This window comes from Methylobacterium sp. PvR107, assembly GCF_017833295.1.
In the GTDB taxonomy this organism is placed as follows: Bacteria; Pseudomonadota; Alphaproteobacteria; order Rhizobiales; family Beijerinckiaceae; genus Methylobacterium.
Window position 1 is genome coordinate 1,995,192 of record NZ_JAFIBW010000001.1, and the last position, 17,708, is coordinate 2,012,899.

The following is a 17,708-nucleotide window of genomic DNA, read 5'->3' on the forward strand; positions in this document are numbered from 1 at the left end:
CGCGGCTATGAGGACGGCGATCAGCCAGCGGTGGTGGACGGCGAGCCGGCGCGGACGTGGGTCAGCCGGACCGCGGCCTTGGGCTGGTCCAGGGTCACGTCGTGCTGCATCTCGCACAGGATCGCGCTCATGTTCTGCTGCCACAGCAGGACGAGCGTGCCGCCGTCGTCGATGGTCGCCTCGGTTGAGGTCTTCATGGTCATGCCCTCCTCTTCGGCGAAGAGCACGTGCCCGAAGTCGACGAGGCCCAGATCGCCCTCGTCGGTGTTGGTGCCGCCGTTCTCGGCGAACTGGTTGGACACAAGAATCCGAATGCCCTTCCACCGCGGGTTCGTCGGATCGTCGACGCCCGGGTAGATCAGGTTGTTGTTCCCGTCCCGGAGGTCCGCGAGGTACTGCTGGAAGCGGTAGCCCATGGTCCACTTCCAGGTGTCGGAGCGGACGATGTTGGCGCCGGTCATCGCCAGCATCATGCGCGACGCGACGCGGTCGAGCTCCTGCACCGTCGGCGCCCGGTTGTCGGCGAAGAGCGTGGTGCCCGAGCCATCGAGGACGGTGATGCCGGCCTGGTTGAAGATGCCGGTCGGCGTGGCCCCGACGCCTGTACCGAAGTACATGGCCGAGTCCATCTTCAGGCCCATGACCCGCTGGAGGTCGCTGCGGACGTACTCCTCGAGCCGGCCGATGGTCCACTTGGCCGCCTCGTTGGTCATGTAGACGATGCCGGCGAGCTTGTGGCTCCGCATGTCGATGTCGTCGAAGCTGGGCGCGCCGACCGGCTTCTTGGCACCCTCGCCGACGTAGGCCGCAGTCGCCGAGCCAACCCCGCGGGCCTGCCGATACGTACCGCCGATGAGCTGCACGCGGCGCGGATTGCCCTGGAGGAAGGTAGCGGTCGGGTAGAGGATCGGAATGATCTCGTCCGCGACCGGCTGCGGCAGGAGCACGCTGCCCGAGACGTTGGAGGCGAGCCCGGCCTTGAAGCGCTGCTCGCGCGCCTTGGCGTCGAACTCCTTGAGCACCTCGCCGTAGCCTTCCTGCTTCAGCAGTTCGACCGGGCTGATCCGCTCGTCGGAGCCGCTCTCCTGCGACCGCTTGTTGAGAATGGCGGCCTTGGCCTGCGCGGCGACCGGCAGGAGCGGCTTCTGGTTGTCTTTCACCTGCTTGGCGGGGGCCGCGTAGGGCCGGCGCTCGCCACCCTGGCCACCCTCGCCGCCGCCGGCCGGCTCGTCGGCGCTCTTGCTGGCGGCCGCCTCGATCGCCTGATCACGCTCGGCGAGCTTGATCAACTCCAGCGTGTCCTCGCAGGACTTGAGGCCCGTCGTGTAGGCGGTCCGGTCGTCGGCGGAGGCGGTCTCGGCGAATGCCTTGGCCTTCAGGTCCACCAGCGAAGCGCGCCCATCCTTCAGGCGCTTGCGCAGTTCAGCCAACGTCATCTGATTTCTCCATGACTGGAAAGACCGCGCACCGCACCAGCGCCGGCCCAGTTGTGATGCGCCCCGAAGGGCTCCGGTTGGAGGTGCGGCCGGTCAGGCGGCGCCGTGCAGCGCCATCTCCTCGTCGAGGGCGGCCTCGCGGGAGGCGGCCTCGAGCAATGCGTGCCGCGCTTCGAGCGCGGGAATATCCTTGGCAAACTGCTCGCGCAGCTTCTGCTCGGGCGTCGGCTCCGGGGCGGGCTTCTTGCCACCCTCGCTCGGCGCCGGGTCGGCCTCGCCGGTCTTGCTCTTCAGGCCGAGCGCCTTGGCCAAGCGGCTCAGCAGGCCCTCGTCCGTCTCGATGCCGGAAACGAGCTTCTCGCCGGCGGAAGGCTCGACAGGCGCCAGCACCGGGGCGCCGTCGTCACCCTGCTTCACCTCGAAGGACTTGCCCTGGAACAGCACCATCGTGCGATCCTTGGTGCCGACGTCGTAGGCGTCTTCGAATGCCTTCCGCGGGATGATCAGGCCGTCCTTCAGATCCCAGCAGTCGAGCACGCGCTCGATCATCTCACGGGACAGGGCGTCCCCCTCAGCAGCGGCCTTCGCCAGTGCAGCGGGGTTGGCCGGGATGGAGACCGGAGAGCACTCGTAGAGCTCGGCCTCGTGGATCATGTAGCCCGGGTAGTAGTAATCCGCGTCGTCCGGCACCTCACGCCGCTCGATGGTCTTGGGCATGAAGCCGATTGAGCATGCACGGATGGAGCCGGCCTCAAGGTGCAGAGCCAGCCGGTCCGCCTGCGGCTCGCCCTTGGTGAGCTTCAACGTGCCCTCGGTACGCTTCGGGCGGCCGGTCAGCGTCTTGGTGATGTCCGACCACTGGCCGACCGGCATGTCACGCGCCTGGTGGCCCCACGGGGCGACCGGGTTCTTCTCGAACTGCGCGGTGTCGAGGCCGGCCTGCACGACGATGTCGCGATCCCGGTCCTCGATCTCCGCCGACATAACGAAGCGGATGGTGCCCGCCTCCTTGTCGAATTTCGCCTTCTCGACCATGGCGGCCGGGAGCGCCTTCAGCACCAGCCCGTCATCGCGGGCGAAGTTCTTGCGCTCGACGCCGCCGTAGCCGCGCGAGCCGAGGTATTCGTCGATTGAGACGCGCTTCGAGGCCATCAGGCTGCTCCTGCGGTGTGGACGAGTCGCGGGCCCGCCTTGCCAGCGTTGTTGTCGGGGCTCTCGCCTTCACCGGCGCCGGGTTGCGTCGGGTTCTGGCCCGTGGCCGCGTGAACGACGACGCCATCAGCGTCGACCAAGCTCATGTTGACCGGCACCGTGCGCTGGTCGCCGCCCTTCTTCAGCGGGTTGAGCCGGAACGGCATCACCTCGCGGCCCTCATCGAAGGTCATCAGGCCGGAACTCATGCCGGCCTTGATCAGCTTCTCCAGCGTGTCCGGATCGTTCGACATCAGCGCCGAGCGGTCGAATTGAAGGCTGAAGATCGGCCACTCATCTTCCGGCAGGGAGTGATTCCGGAATTTGGTCTCGATGTTGACCGCCAGCGGCATCAGGCAGTCGTTCACGTACTGCCGGTTCATCGCCGACATATTGTTGTAGGCGACCGCCTCCAGCGCGTAGATCCGGTGCGGGGGCACATCCATCAGCCCGCAGATCCGCATCACCGCCTGGGTGAAGCTGTCCTTGCTCTCGGCGTCCTTGGAGTTGATGGCGATGGGCTTCGCAGTGAGGCCGGCCTCCAGCAGGATCGCTTCGCCGCTGCTGTTCGCCCGGCGCGCGGCCTCTCGGAGCTGATCCTTAAGCCTCCGGAAGGACGCCTCGCCCTGGTCCGAATTCGGGAAGCCCTCCTTCGTCTCGAACACCAAGGGCTGCTTGCCGTCGTTGCCGAACAGCTTGGTCTGGTAGCGGCCAATCGCGGACAGGAGATCGAGGTTCGGGGCGCCCAGCGCGAGGTTCGAGAGGCCGTTGACGCCGTCGAGGAGCCGCCCGCGCAGGTGGATCATCTCGTGCTCGGGCACGATCAGGTACGTGTCGCCGAGAGCTGCACGCTCATATTCGGTGGCGGCCACGATCTCGTAGAAGATGTTGCCTCGGTCGCTCACGCGCATCCGGGCCCGGCCCGGCATGATCGGGATGTACTCCTCGATCGTGTCCTCACGGTCGCGCGGCGTGTAGACGTAGGCGTTCTGCGCCACCTCCAGGTGGAGCACGACCATCCGCCAGAACTCTGGCCATGTCATCGCCGTTCCGTTCGGCTTGGTCATCAGGTGGTAGGCGACCTCGCCCTTCCGCGGCTCGACCATCTGCCAGCCGCGGCCGTTCCGGCGCCACTGGAGCATCTCCGCCTTCGAGATGTCCCTGGCCTTCACGTCGGCGCACTGGATCAGGAGCGCAAGGCCGATGGCGCTGCCCTGATAGTAGCCTGAGCCGACGCCTAGAAAACCGAGATCGTCCCATCCGCGATCGTACATCTCGCGGGCGATGGCCTCGCGCGGATCTTGGGCCGGGCCGGAGTAGACGAGCTGACCCGCCTCGTCCGACTTGGCGAGGCCCGCCCACATCTCGGCTTCGGTCTGCGCCATGTTCAGAATCCGATCAGGCCGCGGTTCATGTAGATCGAAGGCTTCTCGACCTTGATGCCGGAGGTGATGTTCCCGGCGTCCGCCTGGAGGCGGGCGGCATCCGCCGAGATCAGCGCGTCCATGCCGTCGATTGACTGCTTCGAGCCGCGCTGCTCCTTCTTCGGCAGCACGTTGTCATTGGCGTCCCGGTGACCGACCACGTTGCCGGCCATCCACGATGAGATCGGATTCCCGTCGTGCTGGAACCGGCTCGGCTCCGCGTGGCGGGTCATGATGTCGTCGGTCGCGTAGGTGATGTGCCGGGCGACCTTCGGGACGATGTAGGCGGTGTAGCCCTCGGCCTCGACCTCACCCATGAGGTAGTCGGCCTGATGCTGGTCGAAGGCGAACCCGGCCACGTTGTGCCCGCGGATCATACCGAGCACGTCATTCCGGATCGTCGGGTGGTGGACGTGGCTGCCCTTCGTCAGGGTCAGATGGCCATCCTTCACCCAGGCCGTGAATTGGTCCGCGTAACGGTCATCCTGAAACCGCGGGGAGCGCTCCGGTAGCCAGTACCGGAACACCGCATAGAGCACGTCCTCCACGCAGATCAGGAAGCAGGCGGCGTTCAGATCCGAGTGGCTCGCGAGATCGACCCCCACGAACATCGGGAAGCCCCGCAGGGCGTCCAGCGTCAACTTCCGATCCCCGCAGGCGTCCCACTGCTCAACCGAGAAGAGGTTGCCGGCGGCGCGGCTCCAGATGTTGAGCCGGGTACGCTTGTACTCCTGGAGCTTCGCCTCGCTCTTCCGGGCCTCGCGCTCCTCGGTTTCCAGTGAGGTCGGGTTCAGCGAGATCCCGTATAGGGGGTTCAGCTTCTCGACCACGCCCGGGTCGAAACGGTTGTCCTCGTCGCCAGGATCCGCTGCGTACATCGCGACGAACACCCGGTCCGCTCGCAGCTTGCCCTCCAGCACCTGCTGGTCCGACTTCCAGCCGTCGTAGGCCGGCCCCGAGGCGTTCCGGCCGGCCGTCGAGATGCCCAGCCATAGAGGCTGCTGCCGGGCGCCCTGCGCGCTCTTCAGCACGCCGATGACGTCTTGGTTCTGCGCGTGGACCTCTTCGGCCAGCACCACGTGCGGGTTGAGGCCGTCGAGGTTCGGCGCGCGACCCGCGAGGAGCTTCAACTCAGCGCCGGTGCGCCGAAACTTGATCGTCTCCGTCGTGTCCTTGGCCATCAGCCAGGACCGAAGCTCCTGCTCCTTCTCCAGCGTCTGCCGGATGGCGAGGTACGGGATATCGGCTTGCTTCTCGGATCCGGCCGCGACACAGCCCTCGGCGCCCGGCTCGCCCTCGTAATTCAGGCAGTAAAGGACGATCCCGACTGAGAGCGCCGTCTTTGCGTTCTTCCGCGGGACCCAGAAGGCCACCTCGCGAACCCAGCGCCGCCCGGTGTCGCGCTCGCGGAACCCGAAAATCGCCGCCAACCACCAGCACTGCACCGGCTCGAGGACGATCGTGCCGGCGAACCCCTTGATGTGAGGCAGGGTCTCAATGAACGCGCAGGCATCGTTCGCCCGGTCCGAGTCGAAGACGAACTCGCTGCGTGGCTTCTTGGCCTCCTGCAGCATGTGGAGGAAGCGGTGGCAGCCGAGCCGTTCCCAGCGGCAGGCCACCACCGCACCCTGTACGACGGCCTGGGCGTACCATTCGGCCATGCCGGCGTAATCAGGGATTAGATCGCCCTTCAGGTCGACCCAGGCGAAACGTTGTTCAGCGACCTCCCGCGAAACCGAAGCGCGCGTACCGGTTGACGGGCGCCTCCTTCGGCGCGGAGATCGGCTTGTCGAGGTCATCGAGCGCGAGCCGTTTCTGTGCCTGGAGCAGCCCCGTGAACCACGACGCCCGGGGCTTCAGCCCCTCGGTCTCGATCCGCTCGATCTGGTCGAGCAGCCCGGCATAAGTCGACAGCGTCATGTGCGTGTCGATCGACAGCCGGCCGGCGTTCCAGATTAACCGGGCGAGCTCGTCGTAGGTGCGCTGCGCCTTCTTAGTCTTGAGCGCGGTGCGGCAGGCCGGCAGCTCCCGAAAGCCCGGATGCGCGACCACCTTCGCATCGCCCTGCCCTACCTGCGCGAGACTGGCCTTGGGCATGACGCCATTCCGCTCAGTTCCAGAAACCGCCCCATGCCAGAACGGCGATGAGCGCCGCTCGGCCGAGAAGCTGGCCAGCATACCAGCCGCCCCACTCCCGGCTCGACTTGCGGCTCAGCCCGGCCGCGCGGACCGCGATAGGGGCGAGCGTGGCAAGCATCAGGACGGTCGCTAGAACCCACTGCGCGCCGCCCCAATGTGCTGTCACGCGCCGAAGCCCGGCGACCCCTTGCCGATCCGCGGCGTGCCGGTGGGTCCCTGATCCGGGCCGACGGTCTCCGCCAAGATCCGCTGGCTGTGCTCCTGCAGCGTCACGCAGTCCCGCAGCCGGGCGATGATGTCCCGGTTGTTGCGGTGGACGTCCTTGGCCACGTTCCGCGGATCGTCGGCGATCTTGGCGCACTTCGCCTCGATTTCCCCGATCAGGTCACGCAGATGCTCCTCGAGCTTCGCGCCGGTCGGATTCTCCGCGGACATCAGAATGGCCATGGCTGAAATCCTTATCCACAGAGCCGCGGCCCTGAATTGACTCGCTCTGGGAGTAGAACGAAAAAAGAACAAACGCCGATGGAGCGCAGCATGCCCGCCGCCCGCCGTGACCCTTTCGCCGGCTGTCCCGAGACAACGCAGTTCATGCTCCTGCTGCCGTCGACCATCCTCGACGATGAGAGCCTGCGCGATCAGCTCCTCGATCGCCTCAAAGCCGCGTTTCCTGGATCCACCTTCTCCGCCGCGCCCTGCGAGAGCCTCGCGAAGCCCGGCGGCGGGACCCTGGTGATCGATGAGCCGATCGCTGTTCCGATGATGGGTAGCGTCGGGGCTGAGGATCGCTACTCGCCGATGTTCCGCCGCCCGCCGCCCGCGCGCATGGCCGAGATCAACGCGGCGCTGCTCGCCTTCATTAATGGCTCAGCGAGCCTGAATTGAACCGCGATGGCCGGGCGCTCGGATCGTCACACCAGATCGGCAACTGATCGAGCTGCCCGAGCCGTCGGGCATAGATCTCCATCGACCCCTTCATTCCGTGGTGACGGGAGCAGAGCGCCCACCAATTCGCCGGATCGAATATTGAGCCACCGTCGGCAACCGGAAACTTGTGGTCGACCAACTTCGCGAATTCGAGACGCCCTTCCTGCTCACACCAGCCGCAGAAGGGATGAATCCGACGATGTTGCTCCGACAGTCGGTCCCACCGGCTGTCATACCCCCGCTCGCGGGGGGAGGTGCGCGGCGTTCGGACCACCTGCGCCCGCGGGGGGCGGCGGCCCGGAAGAACCTTCGGCATCGCTGCCCGCAGACACATTTCTGGATGTGGCGAAACACATGACGCGAACCGTTCGGTATGGCAACCGGAAATTCGCGAGTCTTTTCAATGCACTGGTTCAACGTAGCAGCGCAAGGGATTCGTATGACTCCCATTTATGCCGTTTCAATTGATGCACAAATTGGATCAATGACAGATTGTCGCATCGTTTGGTGCATAAATCGGAGGGTGCGGATGCGAGGGCTGACGAAGCGGCAATGCCTGGGGCTGGCTTTCATCCGGCAACGGATCGAGGCGCAGGAGGAGTGCCCGACGCTTCAGGAGATCGCCGAACACCTCAGCATCAAGGCGAAGTCAGGCGCTCACCGAGTTGTCGAGAGGCTGATCGAGCATGGCTATCTGATCAGGATCGGGCGCGGACATCGCGCACTGGCGATCCCAGACGGAGCGCCGCCACTGGCCTTCGTCGATCGCAAGGTCGAGCGGATCGTCAGGCACACGGTGGTGCTCGGCGCGATCTCGGAGCATCCGCCGCTGGACAAGGCGAAGCTGCTCAGCACCAGGAAGAAGCGCACCTATGTCGTGGAATTGGAGCGCGACCTGCACACGCGGCTGCGAAAGATCGCACAGGAGACAAACGCGCCAGCGGAACGGATCATTGCGATGGCACTCCGCGACTTCATCATGGAGCGCGACGCTGCCTGATCAGACTGCCGGCAATGGTCCCTGTCCAATTAGCGCAACGATCCGCGCGTGAAGTTGCGTTCTGAGGTCGGCCGCGTCGTTCCACAGAATGTGTGGGTACTGTCGTGTATCGAAATGTAAGCCGTTAATCTGATCGCCGCGTATGGTCCAGATTACAGGAATACCCAATCCAAGAGCAAACCCAGCCTCGAAGTAAACGCCACCGCGAGGCACCAACTCTGTGCCGCCCGAGGAAGTCGTCACGTGTCCGGTAGTGAAATCTGAGACTAGAAATCTCGACCGCCGAATTTGCGCGATAATTTCGTCATCGATGCGGTTTTGGTGAGTGTGCTGATCAATGCGCATAGGCGAATAACCCGCCCCTCGAATGCCGGGGTCGAAACCGTCTTGCCATACTTGTCCCATCGGTGCCCCGAACCACATCGCCACGAAGGCCTGCTGGGACTCAGCAATCTTGGTCTGCAACTTTTCTAAGTAAATAATCCCCGCCGGCGTCAGACCAACAGAAGAGAAGCCGCCGTCCGCCACTGTCTTCCTTAGATAACCTTGTGCGTGCAGATAATCTATGTAGAATTGAACTTGATGCTTGGCGGTCCCATTGTTAATATCGTCGTTTTCCTGCTTTGTATTTATACATCCAATCGTGCAAAGTTCTTGTTCTGCCCTGTCGCGTTGCTGGCTGTCGTAAAGACGAACCAAGCCGCCTAATCTAGAACTGCGGCGGTGTATTGCGCCCAGCATGTCAATGGCAGCTTGCTCAAAAGAAGGCCCACGGGCTTGACTGGCCCTTTCGAGATAATTGTAATCAACACGCGGGACCGATCCCTGCTGATTATTCTTCCAGATTGCATAGCGTACCCGCGCTAGCTCATGTTCCGACAGATGCGGAAGGCGTGCCTCAGCAGTGCTGGTAATTCGGCATGCGCCACCAAGCTGAGCCCCTCGAACCTCAACCGCATCTGCGCCTACCGGTCCATTCTGATTTGGATTGGCGAGAAGCGATAGCGGAGATGCTGGCACGGGTGGTCCTTGGATGTGCCGCCGACGCCAGGGAGCCTCGAACGTCAGCGGGCGTAGTGACCAGCTTATGGCACTCCGCCCCTTCCTCACAAGGCAACGCGACCGCAGCAATGTGAACCACCGCGGCCGGAAACGTTGCTCAGCGCTTTGCGGCCTTGAGGATGGTCGGCGAGACCCAGACGCACTGAAGCGCGCCGTTATTCATCCAGGAGACCTCGACCTGCCGGGCTTCGGCCTTCCACATGATGCCGGTCGCCGTGGCGACCGTTTCCTCATCCTCGCCGATGAACACCTTCTGCCCGAGCGCGAACTGCGAGGCATAGGTAGTATGGACGCCGGCCATTAGGCCACGACGTCGGAGAGCGGCTTCGCGGGCTTTAATTTCGCCGCCTTGTGCGCGAGCTTGGTGTAGGGCTGCTTCGTCGCCGGGCTGATGCCGCGGCGCTCGGCCACCGCCTTCACGTGCAACCGGCCGACGTCGGGGATCACAACATCCCGACCGCTCCGCAGCTCCACGTGGATTAGATCGCTCAGGGCCGAGAGCATCGCGCTCGCCTTGCCCTTCGTCACGTCCGCCTTCTCGGCCGAACGGGCAACGAAACCGTTGCTCGTCATTATCGCTCTCCAATGCACCGCACGACCGCACTGCCCATCTGGGGAAGGAGAGAAGCGCGAGGTCACTCCGATATTTTCTTGATGTATAAGACAGAAACGTACGGCGGCTTCGGAATGTCGAGATTGTAACTTGCTTTGTAGTGGCCTCCATTTTTACTCCAGCCGTCACCATCAGGCCAAGCGTTATTGCTACCGCCCACTGTAATGGCCGTGTTTGTGCTGCCGCCTTTATCTCCGACCGTGTCAGATGAGCTGCCCAATAAAAAGAGACCGCGCAGATCAGGACAGTTTGTAATTTCGCTTCCGTCACATTTTGTCCAGCCTTTCGGCGGAGTCTTATTCTTCTCGAACCAAGGTATCAACGACCCTATTGGTAAACTGTTGAGCGAAACACTTCGGCCAAGCCCTTCTAATTTTTCATTCAAATCATCCATCTTGGAATTTATTTGAGTAGCAGTCGTCAATGGTAGGATTGCATCCTGTGGCCAGTAAATATCCACACCTCCCCCATTCGTATCGACGACTATTGCTGTTTGGCTGAAATGCTTGATGCCTCCAATCTCTACGGCGGGTTTCCTGTCGCACTTAACGTTGTATGAGCCTGCAGCTGCCGTAATCATCTGCCCGACACCTGTACTGTATGTGAATGGCCCACCTCCTTCGGCTATCTTGCTGCCAACACAGCTTACTGATGCGTCGTGTGAAATGCCTCGCAGATCGAGGTTCATTCCCGGCGCAATCGAGAATTTAATCGAAACAGTCTCTGGAGTGAGGATCGAGTATGAGATTGTGCTATTCGTGTTTTTCGCTATCGCAAGGCATTGATTCGCGGCATCCAAGGACTTACTCACTACGATTGAAGAATAATCTAATGAAGCGGTCTCCTCGGCGGCCATAGATTGATAGTTGTTGCAAAAATTTTTGACCTTTGTTTCGGAGTCTGTGGCTCCCGCTGTCAGACTGGCCGGAATTTCCAAAATAGATATGCCGATAGATTTTGAGCTAGATTTTACGCTTCCGTTTTGCTCGCAATAATTACTGTATATTGTGCCAAGGTAAGAACGACTATCCGTTTTGAGTCCTACGTTCTTCGCTGCGTCTCTCACCATGGACAAACAAATATCGGTCGCATCAACAGCGTGACAAATATTTGAATTCGACAAAACGATAATGCTACACAGAGCAAGTCGCTTCATTACATCGATCCTCGGTTAGTGCGTTGGGAATATGCAACGTTCGGGAGTATTATTTACCTATCCCACGGTTGACAAGCGGCATTCCTCAGCAGTCTTCCGTTCTGCCGCTGGGCAGACCAAATCAAGTTCAGAAAGCGAGATCTCTGTGCACTACGTCGCCTGGTGAGTAGCGAGGTGTTGATCAGTCGCAAACTCTGGGGATTTGCTGTCCTAATTCCGTGATGGTGGCGAAATTTTAAAGTACATGATCTCGGTTTTTGACCTCCCATGCGGTCCGCGTTCCCCCAAGCACTTTCCCTAATCGCACCCGGCCATCCCTTCTGATCTGAACGAGCGCCAAAGCGTGCCGTCAACACTACGCTTGATTGCGACGTTACTTGCTTTTCGCGTCGAATTGCCGTTGACACAGCGAATGCGGTGATTAGGTTCGCTCTCAGCTCCGATTGTGGAGCGCTTCAGAGGCTCACGACCATGACGACACTCGCCACCCTGGCCGACGACGTTCTCTCCGTCTCCGCTGGCGCCTTCTCAGCCACGATCACAGCCAACAGCATCTCGGGGAATTTCGACGCCCTCACGCACTTCCCGGACCGCCGCGCCCGTATCGAGCTGGGCGACCTGTGCAACGGCTTGAACTACTTCGGCGGCCGCCTCGACAAGCTGGCGAGCGAGGGCGGGGCCGTCGACCTTGTCGCTGAGGCGGCCCGGTTCGCTGAGCGACACGTGGCCTTGCATCGGCGCGCGTGGGCCATGGAAGCCCGCTGCATGTCCTGGTTCATCGTGGGCCCGGCCAACTTCCCGACCGCTCGCAATCAGAAGCGCCAAGCCTCGCGCGATAAGGCCTATGACGCGATTCGCGCGCACACCGAAGCGGCGCTCCGCTCCATCGAGCGGACGGCCTGGCCGCACGGCGCGCCCGGAGATGCGATCCGCGCCAACAATCCCGACGCCGCGTCTCTGCTTCGCGCCAGGATTGAGCAGCGCCGGGCGACGCATGCGCGGATGAAGACGGCCAATGCCGTCATCCGGGAGACCAAGGGGCAGGAGATCGAGGCCCGTATTCTGGCGATGGCTGGCGCAACCGGCTTCAGCCGCGCCGATTGCGAGCGCATCGTAAACCCGCCTGAGCGGTGGATGGGCCAGGGCTTTGCCGCTTATGCCCTGTCCGGTGAGCTCACCGAGATTAAGCGCCTCGAGGGCCGGCTCCGGACGCTGGAGGCGAACGCCGCGCGCGGCACGGTCGAGACGCAGCACAACACGTCCGCGGGTGCTCTGACGATCCGGCAGAACCCTGACGCCGCGCGCGTGCAGCTCATCTTCCCGGGCAAGCCGGACGAGGAGACCCGCACCCTGCTCAAGAGCAACGGCTTCCGGTGGGCTCCGTCTGAGGGCGCATGGCAAAGGCACCTGAACAACGCGGGCCGATATGCAGCGAAGTGCGTTCTGTCGGCCCTGCAGGTCGACGAGAGCCCCGCGCCCGCGCCTCAGCCCGCGCCGTTCTCCCGGTTCGAGGGCCGCGACTATCCGACTGCGCGCCGGATCGAAGGAGACGACGCGGCAAACGCCTTCATGGGGTCGGCTGAGGGCGCCGGGTTCGGTGTCCTGTATGTGGCCGCAGATGGCGCCGTGATCGTGGCGAGCTGCAATGACATGGGGCGGGCGGCCTGATGGCCAGCGCTCTGCAGTTGCTCGCCGCGTTCGCCTTCTTGGCGAGCTGCGGCCTGTACGCTCTCACGGCTCCCCGTCCCTGATGCGACCCGTGCGCCGGGCACGACCTGGCGCACCAGCCGCAACAGTGCGGACCAAGCGGCGATCGTGCCGCGCAACCTGGATATCCCTATGAGCATCGTCAGCACCCGCAAGCGTGTCTTTCGCCGCGCCCGCCGTGAACGCATCGCCCGGAAGGAAGCCTTTCTTCGTTCGACGCACTGAAAGCGCGAGTTTCCGCCAGTAATCACGCGAGGCGTTATTGACTTGTTCAGACATCGCGTGATCTAACTATACCAGAACTACAGAGCCGATTGTGGCTCGCATCTTGAGGCACCGACAATGACCGATTTTTACGTGATCGAGACCGGCGCTGCTTATCCGCAGTCCTACTGCGAGACCATGCCGGCCGCTGAGGCGCGCGTCGTGGAACTGCTGGCCGAGCGCGGCGGCACATGGCGCATCATCCCCTGCGATGACTGGACCGCCGAGCGCGAAGCATCTTACCTCGATAAGCCCGCGGCCGAGATCACGGCGGAGCGGTTCGACGACATGCTCAATTGCCTGCCGCCGGTCTACTGCGGCAGCGGCGATTGTGATTTCCGATTCAACATGTCGGAATTCCAGTTCGGCCGCATCACCGAGCAATTTGCCCGGATCGGTGATCGCTACTTCTCAAAATACGTCCGGCACGGCGACGCGGCGACTTACATCACGGCTGAGGCCGCCCGCTGATGCGCTCCGCTCTCAAGCCCGCCGGCGAGCTGCTGGCCTTCGTCCTGATGACCGCGGGTGTCTGCGGTTTCGTGGCGATTTTTTTCTGAGCCGAGAAGTTCCCCCCATGCCGCGATCGTGCGGCGCCATGCGAGGCACCATGTCCAATCCCATGCTGGGCGGCTCCGTCGCCCCTTACACCCACGCGGAGACGTGCGAGGCCGCATCTTGGGTGCCCTATGTCGAGGCCGCGATAGAGTCGTGCGACCGAGATCCGTCCGCAGCCATCCTCGAGGCGATCGACAAAGCACAGCGGCGCGCTTGCCTGAGCGTCGGGGCTGCGGCTCTGCTGGCGGAAATTTTTGATATCACCCAAGATACAACGTTCGCATGTGCCTGAGATCTCAGGTCACAAATGGTCGATGTCCCGACGGTGAGATCGAATGCCAAGATTTAAAATTGAACACTCAGAGCGGAATCGTTGGATCGATGCCTCGCGAGCGAGTCAGATCGCATTTTACGAGCAGATCGAAAAAGAGATCCATAGGGCTAGAAGAGCGCTCTACGAAGCGGAAAAGGATCTGGACAGGCTCTACAATGAAGGGTTTGGTGATGGTGTTGATTCGGTGATGAATCAGGAAATATACTGTGACCCAGACTTTGCCGCACCCGGCATGATGAAGGCGACTTTAATCGACCTAGATGCTACCCTTTCGTTCGCGGTCATCGAGGAAGATGGCCCTGTTGACGACTATTATGTCACCGAAGAACAGCTAGAAGCTTGGTTGAACGAAGTGCGCCGCAGAGCTTTGGCGCGGGTAATCATCCTCGGCAGCGAGAAGCATAAGGGGTTGCAGCCGGATCACCCAATATTCCGAGACCAAGCCTGATGCGACCCTGGCCCTCTTTCATTCGGGAGAGGGTCACAGCCGCACCATGCGGACTCTGGCGCGATTGTGCGCCGCTATCGGAAAGCCCTCGACCATGGCCAAGCCCTTTGCCCTCGACCTGCTGCCCGGTGCCGCCGGAACGCTCCCGCGCAAGCCCGGCTGGCACAAGCGCGCCTTGGCCGCTGATCGCCGCCACAAGCTCACCACAGCCCCGCAGAAAGGCGACCCGTGCGCAGACGCGAAGGCGGTCGACTATGCCCGATGGCTCGTAGCTCGCGACGGTATAAAGATTCCGGACGGTGAGGCTGAAATCCGGGTCGACTGGCAACCGACGCAGCACGGTTATCGGCCGCGCGCCGTGGCTTGGTATCCGCCCGCGCGCCGTTATCACCCTGCGGCCCGCGGCGTGGCTCAGGCCGCCGCTGAGCCGCTGCTCCGGATCGAGTTGCCGCATTGGGATTACGTGGCGCCGGCCGTGGTCGAATCGGTGTTGCTGGAGTGGGCCGCGCCGGTTGTGATCGAGACCACGCGCGAGCCGGAACCCGCTGAAGCCGGCGCTCTTGGCGAGCATGGTGGCGAGCTCGACGCGCCCGCGGCCTATGTCGTTGAGCAGCAAGCCATTCCTGCCGGTGGCGAACCGCGGGACCCGCACCCTGTCGGGGCGATGCGCGGCGGTGGCGCGCATATTGAGCCAATGGCGCTGTGTCCGACCGTTGCCATGCCATGCAAACGCGATTGCGGCTTTCGGTCCAGTTGCGGCAGGCCGGCCCCAGCCGTGGGAATGGCCATGTCAGTTTCTGCCGCCTCCGATGAGGGCGAGAAAACCGACATGGTCGCCGCTGATCCGTTCACGCCGGCCAGGACCCCACGCGAGGCAATCGCCGGATCTCACCCACCCGAGGCAATCCGAGGCGCACCCGTGCCGCTCTCGTGGGTCCACCCGCTCATTCCCGGCCGCTCCCGCCCGCCGGTGGTGCTGCACGCCGCTCCTGTCCTGTAGGGCATCGCCATGGCTCGCACGCACAGCCCCGGCCCGGTTGATCCTATCGAGGCAATGGCGCGGATCCTGGTGGCCGCGCTGCTGCCTGCCCTTGAAGCGGCGATGCTGGCCGGCCTCACCTATCGGCAGACGATGGCGGATGCCCGGCGCGTCTACGCTCAACAATGGCTGGCCGCGCATGGGCCCGAGATCGCGGCCCGCGCGGGCGAGATCCTGTCCCACGTGGGCCCAGCAGCGATCCTGACGCCGTATGGCCGCGAGCTGTTCCTGGCGGAATACCCACCCGGGGCAATTCCGAACGCCGCCGCGCTGATCGCCAACGACAACGCCCCACCCCCACACGTGGGAATCGTACGGCGCGCCGCGCGCACGCTGATCGGGCTGTTCCGCTGGCCGCCCGGCTGATCCTGATTACCCCCACCCGAAGCAATCCGCGCTCCTGCGGTTCGATCTCTGTTCCCGTGGCGCCGCCCGGAAAGGTCCCGTATGCCTTTGCAAATGTCGCGACGCTGGAATTACCGACGCCTCAACGCGCTCCAGACCCGCGACCGGATTGCCGGTCTCGGCTGGTCGGTCCAGCGCTTTGCCTTCGTCTACGGTGTGCCGCTTCAGCGCGTCCGGGATTGGATCTCAGGGAAAGAGGATATCCCGCATCTCGTGGGCCTCATCCTGCGGCTGCTGAAGCTGCCAGGCGCCCGGACGGTGGCCTATGAATACGCCCTCAGCGTCGCCGAGGCGACGGAGCGCCAAGCGGCCTTCGTTGCCGACGTCGAGCGGCGTCGCCTCGCTGGCGAATTCGACGACCAATGGGAATCCGAGCCGGGTGTGCTGATTGAGGAAGAGGCCATCCCCACCCGTGGAAATGGCTGACACCCAGTCGTGGAAATAGCTGAGCACCTCTCGCAAAAGACGATCGCTGATGCCTGATCTTGTCGCTGGCCTACTTACCGCTCTCGGCAGTGGCGTCACTGCGGCCTTGGCAACTTATAGCTTCAACTCGAACAAAGACCATGTTTTCCTACTCAGACAGAAAGCTGAGGATCTCCACATCTGCTTTCAGAAATATTCGCTAGCCGCATCGCAGTATGCCTTGCTTCACATGCGCCTCGCGAAGGGCGTGCTAAGCATGGAGTCTTACTACAAGATCAGCCAAGAAAGAAAAGCCGACGAAGAGTCAGCGAAGAAAGTCGCGATGCTAATAAACATTTATTTTCCTTCTTTATTGCCGCAACATGCAGATTTCAAACGGCAGCTCGCTAAACTGAACCAAGTTGCGGCAAAAATCGAAGACGCAGCAACAGCTAATGGCGGTCGCATAGAGCACGATGCCGAGCTTTTTCGCGAATCAGATCAGGCAACCAAATCGCTTCACGATGTTTCAGCAGAATTCGAGCAATCCATCTCTGAAATAGGCAGGGCAATCGCGAGCCAAGATGCATTGCTACCAAGAATATGGGTGCGATTGGTAGAGCGTATCCGCCAAAACAGGTCCGATCCGATGTAATGAGGCGAGATAGCCTCGGAATTCATCAGGCGGCGGCAATCCGGCTTTCCATCGCCTCAACGGCTGATGGCCGCTCGCTGAGCCCATAGAACCGCGCCACAGCGTCGACCGCCCGCAGGAACAGCACTGCGAGCTCGCGCTCCCCGCCCAGGCCCATGTCTCGCATCGCCGTGAAAGTCCGGGCCTCGAAGATCCGGAAGAACAGGATGGCCTTGGCCTCCTCGCCGATCCTGGCGGAGAGCCGGTCCATCTCGGCGAGCCCGTCGCAGCGATCATCCGGCACGCCCGGCAAGCCTTTCGAGATGTCGACTCCGCGCTCAAATTTCGGGTTCGGGAACAGCCCGGCGTAGGCACGGTGGCACAGCTCATCGAACCGACGCATGCCCTCGATCCTCGGTCCGGTGCGATCAGAGGCCGTGCGGATCAGCGAGGCATAGCCGGCGACCATCGCCCGCTTCTCGGTGGCACCTCGACCACCCGTGATGATGACCTCTCGCTGAGCGGCCGCGGTGCGCGGATCATGGTCGAGACCCACCCGGCGCAATTCGGACCGGGCCCTCTCCTCGGTTTGGCGCTCCTGCTGGGCGAGCTTCTCCGATGCTCTGGACTGCCGGCGCTCCTCCTTGGGATCCAAGCGGATCGGGAATGGCGTGGCCTCGGCCTCGGCGACGGCGCGAGCCAGGATGGTCTCGGCCGAATCCTCGTTCACCCGGCGAGCGACCCGGGCGCGGGCTGCCGGCACCTCGAGCGCCTCGACCTTGCGGGCGTTGGCTCGCGCATGGGCCTCCGCAGTCTCCGCCGCCTTCCGAGCCATTTCGGCTGCTGCGGTCTTGCCCCGGGCCCGCGCCCTGGCCTCACGCTCCCTGTGCTTCCTCGCTGCGGCCGCCCAGCGATCCCGGGACGCGGCGGCCTTCTCCATGCGGGTGTCGGCGTGCTGGGCCATGA

At 63.0% G+C, this 17,708-nt stretch carries 21 protein-coding genes; 10 read left to right on the forward strand and 11 right to left on the reverse strand.

Annotated features, from left to right (window positions below; all coding sequences use genetic code 11):
- Positions 1-20: 20 nt before the first annotated feature.
- The 6 genes from JOE48_RS09325 to JOE48_RS09350 form a co-directional block, all read right to left on the reverse strand.
- Positions 21-1,436, reverse strand: a complete 1,416-nt coding sequence (locus JOE48_RS09325; RefSeq protein WP_210029350.1) for a phage major capsid protein — start codon at positions 1,434-1,436, stop codon at positions 21-23.
- A gap of 93 nt (positions 1,437-1,529) precedes the next feature.
- Positions 1,530-2,588 carry an HK97 family phage prohead protease gene (locus JOE48_RS09330; protein WP_210029351.1) on the reverse strand — a complete coding sequence of 353 codons (1,059 nt, stop codon included), beginning with the start codon at positions 2,586-2,588 and terminating at the stop codon, positions 1,530-1,532.
- Positions 2,588-4,012 (reverse strand): phage portal protein, encoded by a 1,425-nt coding sequence (locus JOE48_RS09335; protein ID WP_210029352.1) that lies wholly within the window; start codon positions 4,010-4,012, stop codon positions 2,588-2,590. Before JOE48_RS09335 ends, JOE48_RS09330 begins: the two co-directional genes overlap by 1 nt.
- A gap of 2 nt (positions 4,013-4,014) precedes the next feature.
- Positions 4,015-5,712, reverse strand: coding sequence for a terminase large subunit (locus JOE48_RS09340; RefSeq protein WP_210029353.1), 1,698 nt, complete (start codon positions 5,710-5,712; stop codon positions 4,015-4,017).
- 55 nt (positions 5,713-5,767) lie between these two features.
- Complete coding sequence (locus JOE48_RS09345) at positions 5,768-6,229, reverse strand: hypothetical protein (RefSeq protein WP_210029354.1); 462 nt, start codon at positions 6,227-6,229, stop codon at positions 5,768-5,770.
- 123 nt (positions 6,230-6,352) lie between these two features.
- On the reverse strand, positions 6,353-6,637 hold the full coding sequence (locus tag JOE48_RS09350) for a hypothetical protein (protein ID WP_210029355.1): 285 nt from the start codon (positions 6,635-6,637) through the stop codon (positions 6,353-6,355).
- 90 nt (positions 6,638-6,727) lie between these two features.
- On the opposite strand from JOE48_RS09350, the gene JOE48_RS09355 reads away from it, so the two are divergent.
- On the forward strand, positions 6,728-7,075 hold the full coding sequence (locus JOE48_RS09355; protein ID WP_210029356.1) for a hypothetical protein: 348 nt from the start codon (positions 6,728-6,730) through the stop codon (positions 7,073-7,075).
- 571 nt (positions 7,076-7,646) lie between these two features.
- A complete protein-coding gene (locus tag JOE48_RS09360; RefSeq protein ID WP_210029357.1) occupies positions 7,647-8,117 on the forward strand; it encodes a LexA family protein in 471 nt (156 codons plus the stop codon).
- Here JOE48_RS09360 and JOE48_RS09365 read toward each other — a convergent pair whose 3' ends face one another.
- The 4 genes from JOE48_RS09365 to JOE48_RS09380 all read right to left on the reverse strand — a co-directional run bounded on the left by JOE48_RS09365 (position 8,118) and on the right by JOE48_RS09380 (position 10,948).
- Positions 8,118-9,137, reverse strand: a complete 1,020-nt coding sequence (locus tag JOE48_RS09365; RefSeq protein WP_210029359.1) for a hypothetical protein — start codon at positions 9,135-9,137, stop codon at positions 8,118-8,120.
- 139 nt (positions 9,138-9,276) lie between these two features.
- On the reverse strand, positions 9,277-9,480 hold the full coding sequence (locus tag JOE48_RS09370; RefSeq protein WP_210029361.1) for a hypothetical protein: 204 nt from the start codon (positions 9,478-9,480) through the stop codon (positions 9,277-9,279).
- The gene (locus JOE48_RS09375; protein ID WP_210029362.1) at positions 9,480-9,752 is read right to left on the reverse strand and encodes an HU family DNA-binding protein; all 273 of its coding nucleotides are present in this window, start codon (positions 9,750-9,752) and stop codon (positions 9,480-9,482) included. Before JOE48_RS09375 ends, JOE48_RS09370 begins: the two co-directional genes overlap by 1 nt.
- Before the next feature lie 62 nt (positions 9,753-9,814).
- Complete coding sequence (locus JOE48_RS09380) at positions 9,815-10,948, reverse strand: hypothetical protein (protein ID WP_210029363.1); 1,134 nt, start codon at positions 10,946-10,948, stop codon at positions 9,815-9,817.
- A gap of 471 nt (positions 10,949-11,419) precedes the next feature.
- On the opposite strand from JOE48_RS09380, the gene JOE48_RS09385 reads away from it, so the two are divergent.
- The 8 genes from JOE48_RS09385 to JOE48_RS09420 all read left to right on the forward strand — a co-directional run bounded on the left by JOE48_RS09385 (position 11,420) and on the right by JOE48_RS09420 (position 16,763).
- On the forward strand, positions 11,420-12,616 hold the full coding sequence (locus JOE48_RS09385) for a hypothetical protein (protein WP_210029364.1): 1,197 nt from the start codon (positions 11,420-11,422) through the stop codon (positions 12,614-12,616).
- 396 nt (positions 12,617-13,012) lie between these two features.
- Positions 13,013-13,390: a hypothetical protein gene (locus JOE48_RS09390; RefSeq protein ID WP_210029365.1), complete on the forward strand. Its 378-nt coding sequence runs from the start codon at positions 13,013-13,015 to the stop codon at positions 13,388-13,390.
- A 139-nt stretch (positions 13,391-13,529) separates the two neighbouring features.
- Positions 13,530-13,769 carry a hypothetical protein gene (locus JOE48_RS09395; protein WP_210029366.1) on the forward strand — a complete coding sequence of 80 codons (240 nt, stop codon included), beginning with the start codon at positions 13,530-13,532 and terminating at the stop codon, positions 13,767-13,769.
- A 43-nt stretch (positions 13,770-13,812) separates the two neighbouring features.
- The gene (locus JOE48_RS09400) at positions 13,813-14,259 is read left to right on the forward strand and encodes a hypothetical protein (protein ID WP_210029367.1); all 447 of its coding nucleotides are present in this window, start codon (positions 13,813-13,815) and stop codon (positions 14,257-14,259) included.
- 94 nt (positions 14,260-14,353) lie between these two features.
- Positions 14,354-15,259, forward strand: a complete 906-nt coding sequence (locus JOE48_RS09405) for a hypothetical protein (RefSeq protein WP_210029368.1) — start codon at positions 14,354-14,356, stop codon at positions 15,257-15,259.
- Between the two features lie 9 nt (positions 15,260-15,268).
- Entirely contained in the window at positions 15,269-15,664 is a 396-nt protein-coding gene (locus JOE48_RS09410; RefSeq protein WP_210029370.1) for a hypothetical protein, read from the forward strand.
- Between the two features lie 81 nt (positions 15,665-15,745).
- Positions 15,746-16,129, forward strand: a complete 384-nt coding sequence (locus JOE48_RS09415) for a hypothetical protein (RefSeq protein WP_210029371.1) — start codon at positions 15,746-15,748, stop codon at positions 16,127-16,129.
- Between the two features lie 49 nt (positions 16,130-16,178).
- A complete protein-coding gene (locus JOE48_RS09420) occupies positions 16,179-16,763 on the forward strand; it encodes a hypothetical protein (protein WP_210029372.1) in 585 nt (194 codons plus the stop codon).
- Between the two features lie 25 nt (positions 16,764-16,788).
- Here JOE48_RS09420 and JOE48_RS09425 read toward each other — a convergent pair whose 3' ends face one another.
- Positions 16,789-17,706, reverse strand: coding sequence for a hypothetical protein (locus tag JOE48_RS09425; protein WP_210029373.1), 918 nt, complete (start codon positions 17,704-17,706; stop codon positions 16,789-16,791).
- Positions 17,707-17,708: the final 2 nt, after the last annotated feature.

Excerpts from the sequence above, each read along its gene's own strand:
- JOE48_RS09355 (WP_210029356.1), top strand. The coding sequence starts at position 6,728 with ATGCCCGCCGCCCGCCGTGACCCTTTCGCCGGCTGTCCCGAGACAACG.
- JOE48_RS09370 (WP_210029361.1), bottom strand. The coding sequence starts at position 9,480 with ATGGCCGGCGTCCATACTACCTATGCCTCGCAGTTCGCGCTCGGGCAG.
- JOE48_RS09345 (WP_210029354.1), bottom strand. The coding sequence starts at position 6,229 with ATGCTGGCCAGCTTCTCGGCCGAGCGGCGCTCATCGCCGTTCTGGCAT.
- JOE48_RS09410 (WP_210029370.1), top strand. The coding sequence starts at position 15,269 with ATGGCTCGCACGCACAGCCCCGGCCCGGTTGATCCTATCGAGGCAATG.
- JOE48_RS09395 (WP_210029366.1), top strand. The coding sequence starts at position 13,530 with ATGTCCAATCCCATGCTGGGCGGCTCCGTCGCCCCTTACACCCACGCG.
- JOE48_RS09405 (WP_210029368.1), top strand. The coding sequence starts at position 14,354 with ATGGCCAAGCCCTTTGCCCTCGACCTGCTGCCCGGTGCCGCCGGAACG.
- JOE48_RS09335 (WP_210029352.1), bottom strand. The coding sequence starts at position 4,012 with ATGGCGCAGACCGAAGCCGAGATGTGGGCGGGCCTCGCCAAGTCGGAC.
- JOE48_RS09375 (WP_210029362.1), bottom strand. The coding sequence starts at position 9,752 with ATGACGAGCAACGGTTTCGTTGCCCGTTCGGCCGAGAAGGCGGACGTG.
- JOE48_RS09350 (WP_210029355.1), bottom strand. The coding sequence starts at position 6,637 with ATGGCCATTCTGATGTCCGCGGAGAATCCGACCGGCGCGAAGCTCGAG.
- JOE48_RS09360 (WP_210029357.1), top strand. The coding sequence starts at position 7,647 with ATGCGAGGGCTGACGAAGCGGCAATGCCTGGGGCTGGCTTTCATCCGG.
- JOE48_RS09330 (WP_210029351.1), bottom strand. The coding sequence starts at position 2,588 with ATGGCCTCGAAGCGCGTCTCAATCGACGAATACCTCGGCTCGCGCGGC.
- JOE48_RS09380 (WP_210029363.1), bottom strand. The coding sequence starts at position 10,948 with ATGAAGCGACTTGCTCTGTGTAGCATTATCGTTTTGTCGAATTCAAAT.
- JOE48_RS09420 (WP_210029372.1), top strand. The coding sequence starts at position 16,179 with ATGCCTGATCTTGTCGCTGGCCTACTTACCGCTCTCGGCAGTGGCGTC.
- JOE48_RS09400 (WP_210029367.1), top strand. The coding sequence starts at position 13,813 with ATGCCAAGATTTAAAATTGAACACTCAGAGCGGAATCGTTGGATCGAT.
- JOE48_RS09340 (WP_210029353.1), bottom strand. The coding sequence starts at position 5,712 with ATGGCCGAATGGTACGCCCAGGCCGTCGTACAGGGTGCGGTGGTGGCC.
- JOE48_RS09425 (WP_210029373.1), bottom strand. The coding sequence starts at position 17,706 with ATGGCCCAGCACGCCGACACCCGCATGGAGAAGGCCGCCGCGTCCCGG.
- JOE48_RS09325 (WP_210029350.1), bottom strand. The coding sequence starts at position 1,436 with ATGACGTTGGCTGAACTGCGCAAGCGCCTGAAGGATGGGCGCGCTTCG.
- JOE48_RS09385 (WP_210029364.1), top strand. The coding sequence starts at position 11,420 with ATGACGACACTCGCCACCCTGGCCGACGACGTTCTCTCCGTCTCCGCT.
- JOE48_RS09415 (WP_210029371.1), top strand. The coding sequence starts at position 15,746 with ATGCCTTTGCAAATGTCGCGACGCTGGAATTACCGACGCCTCAACGCG.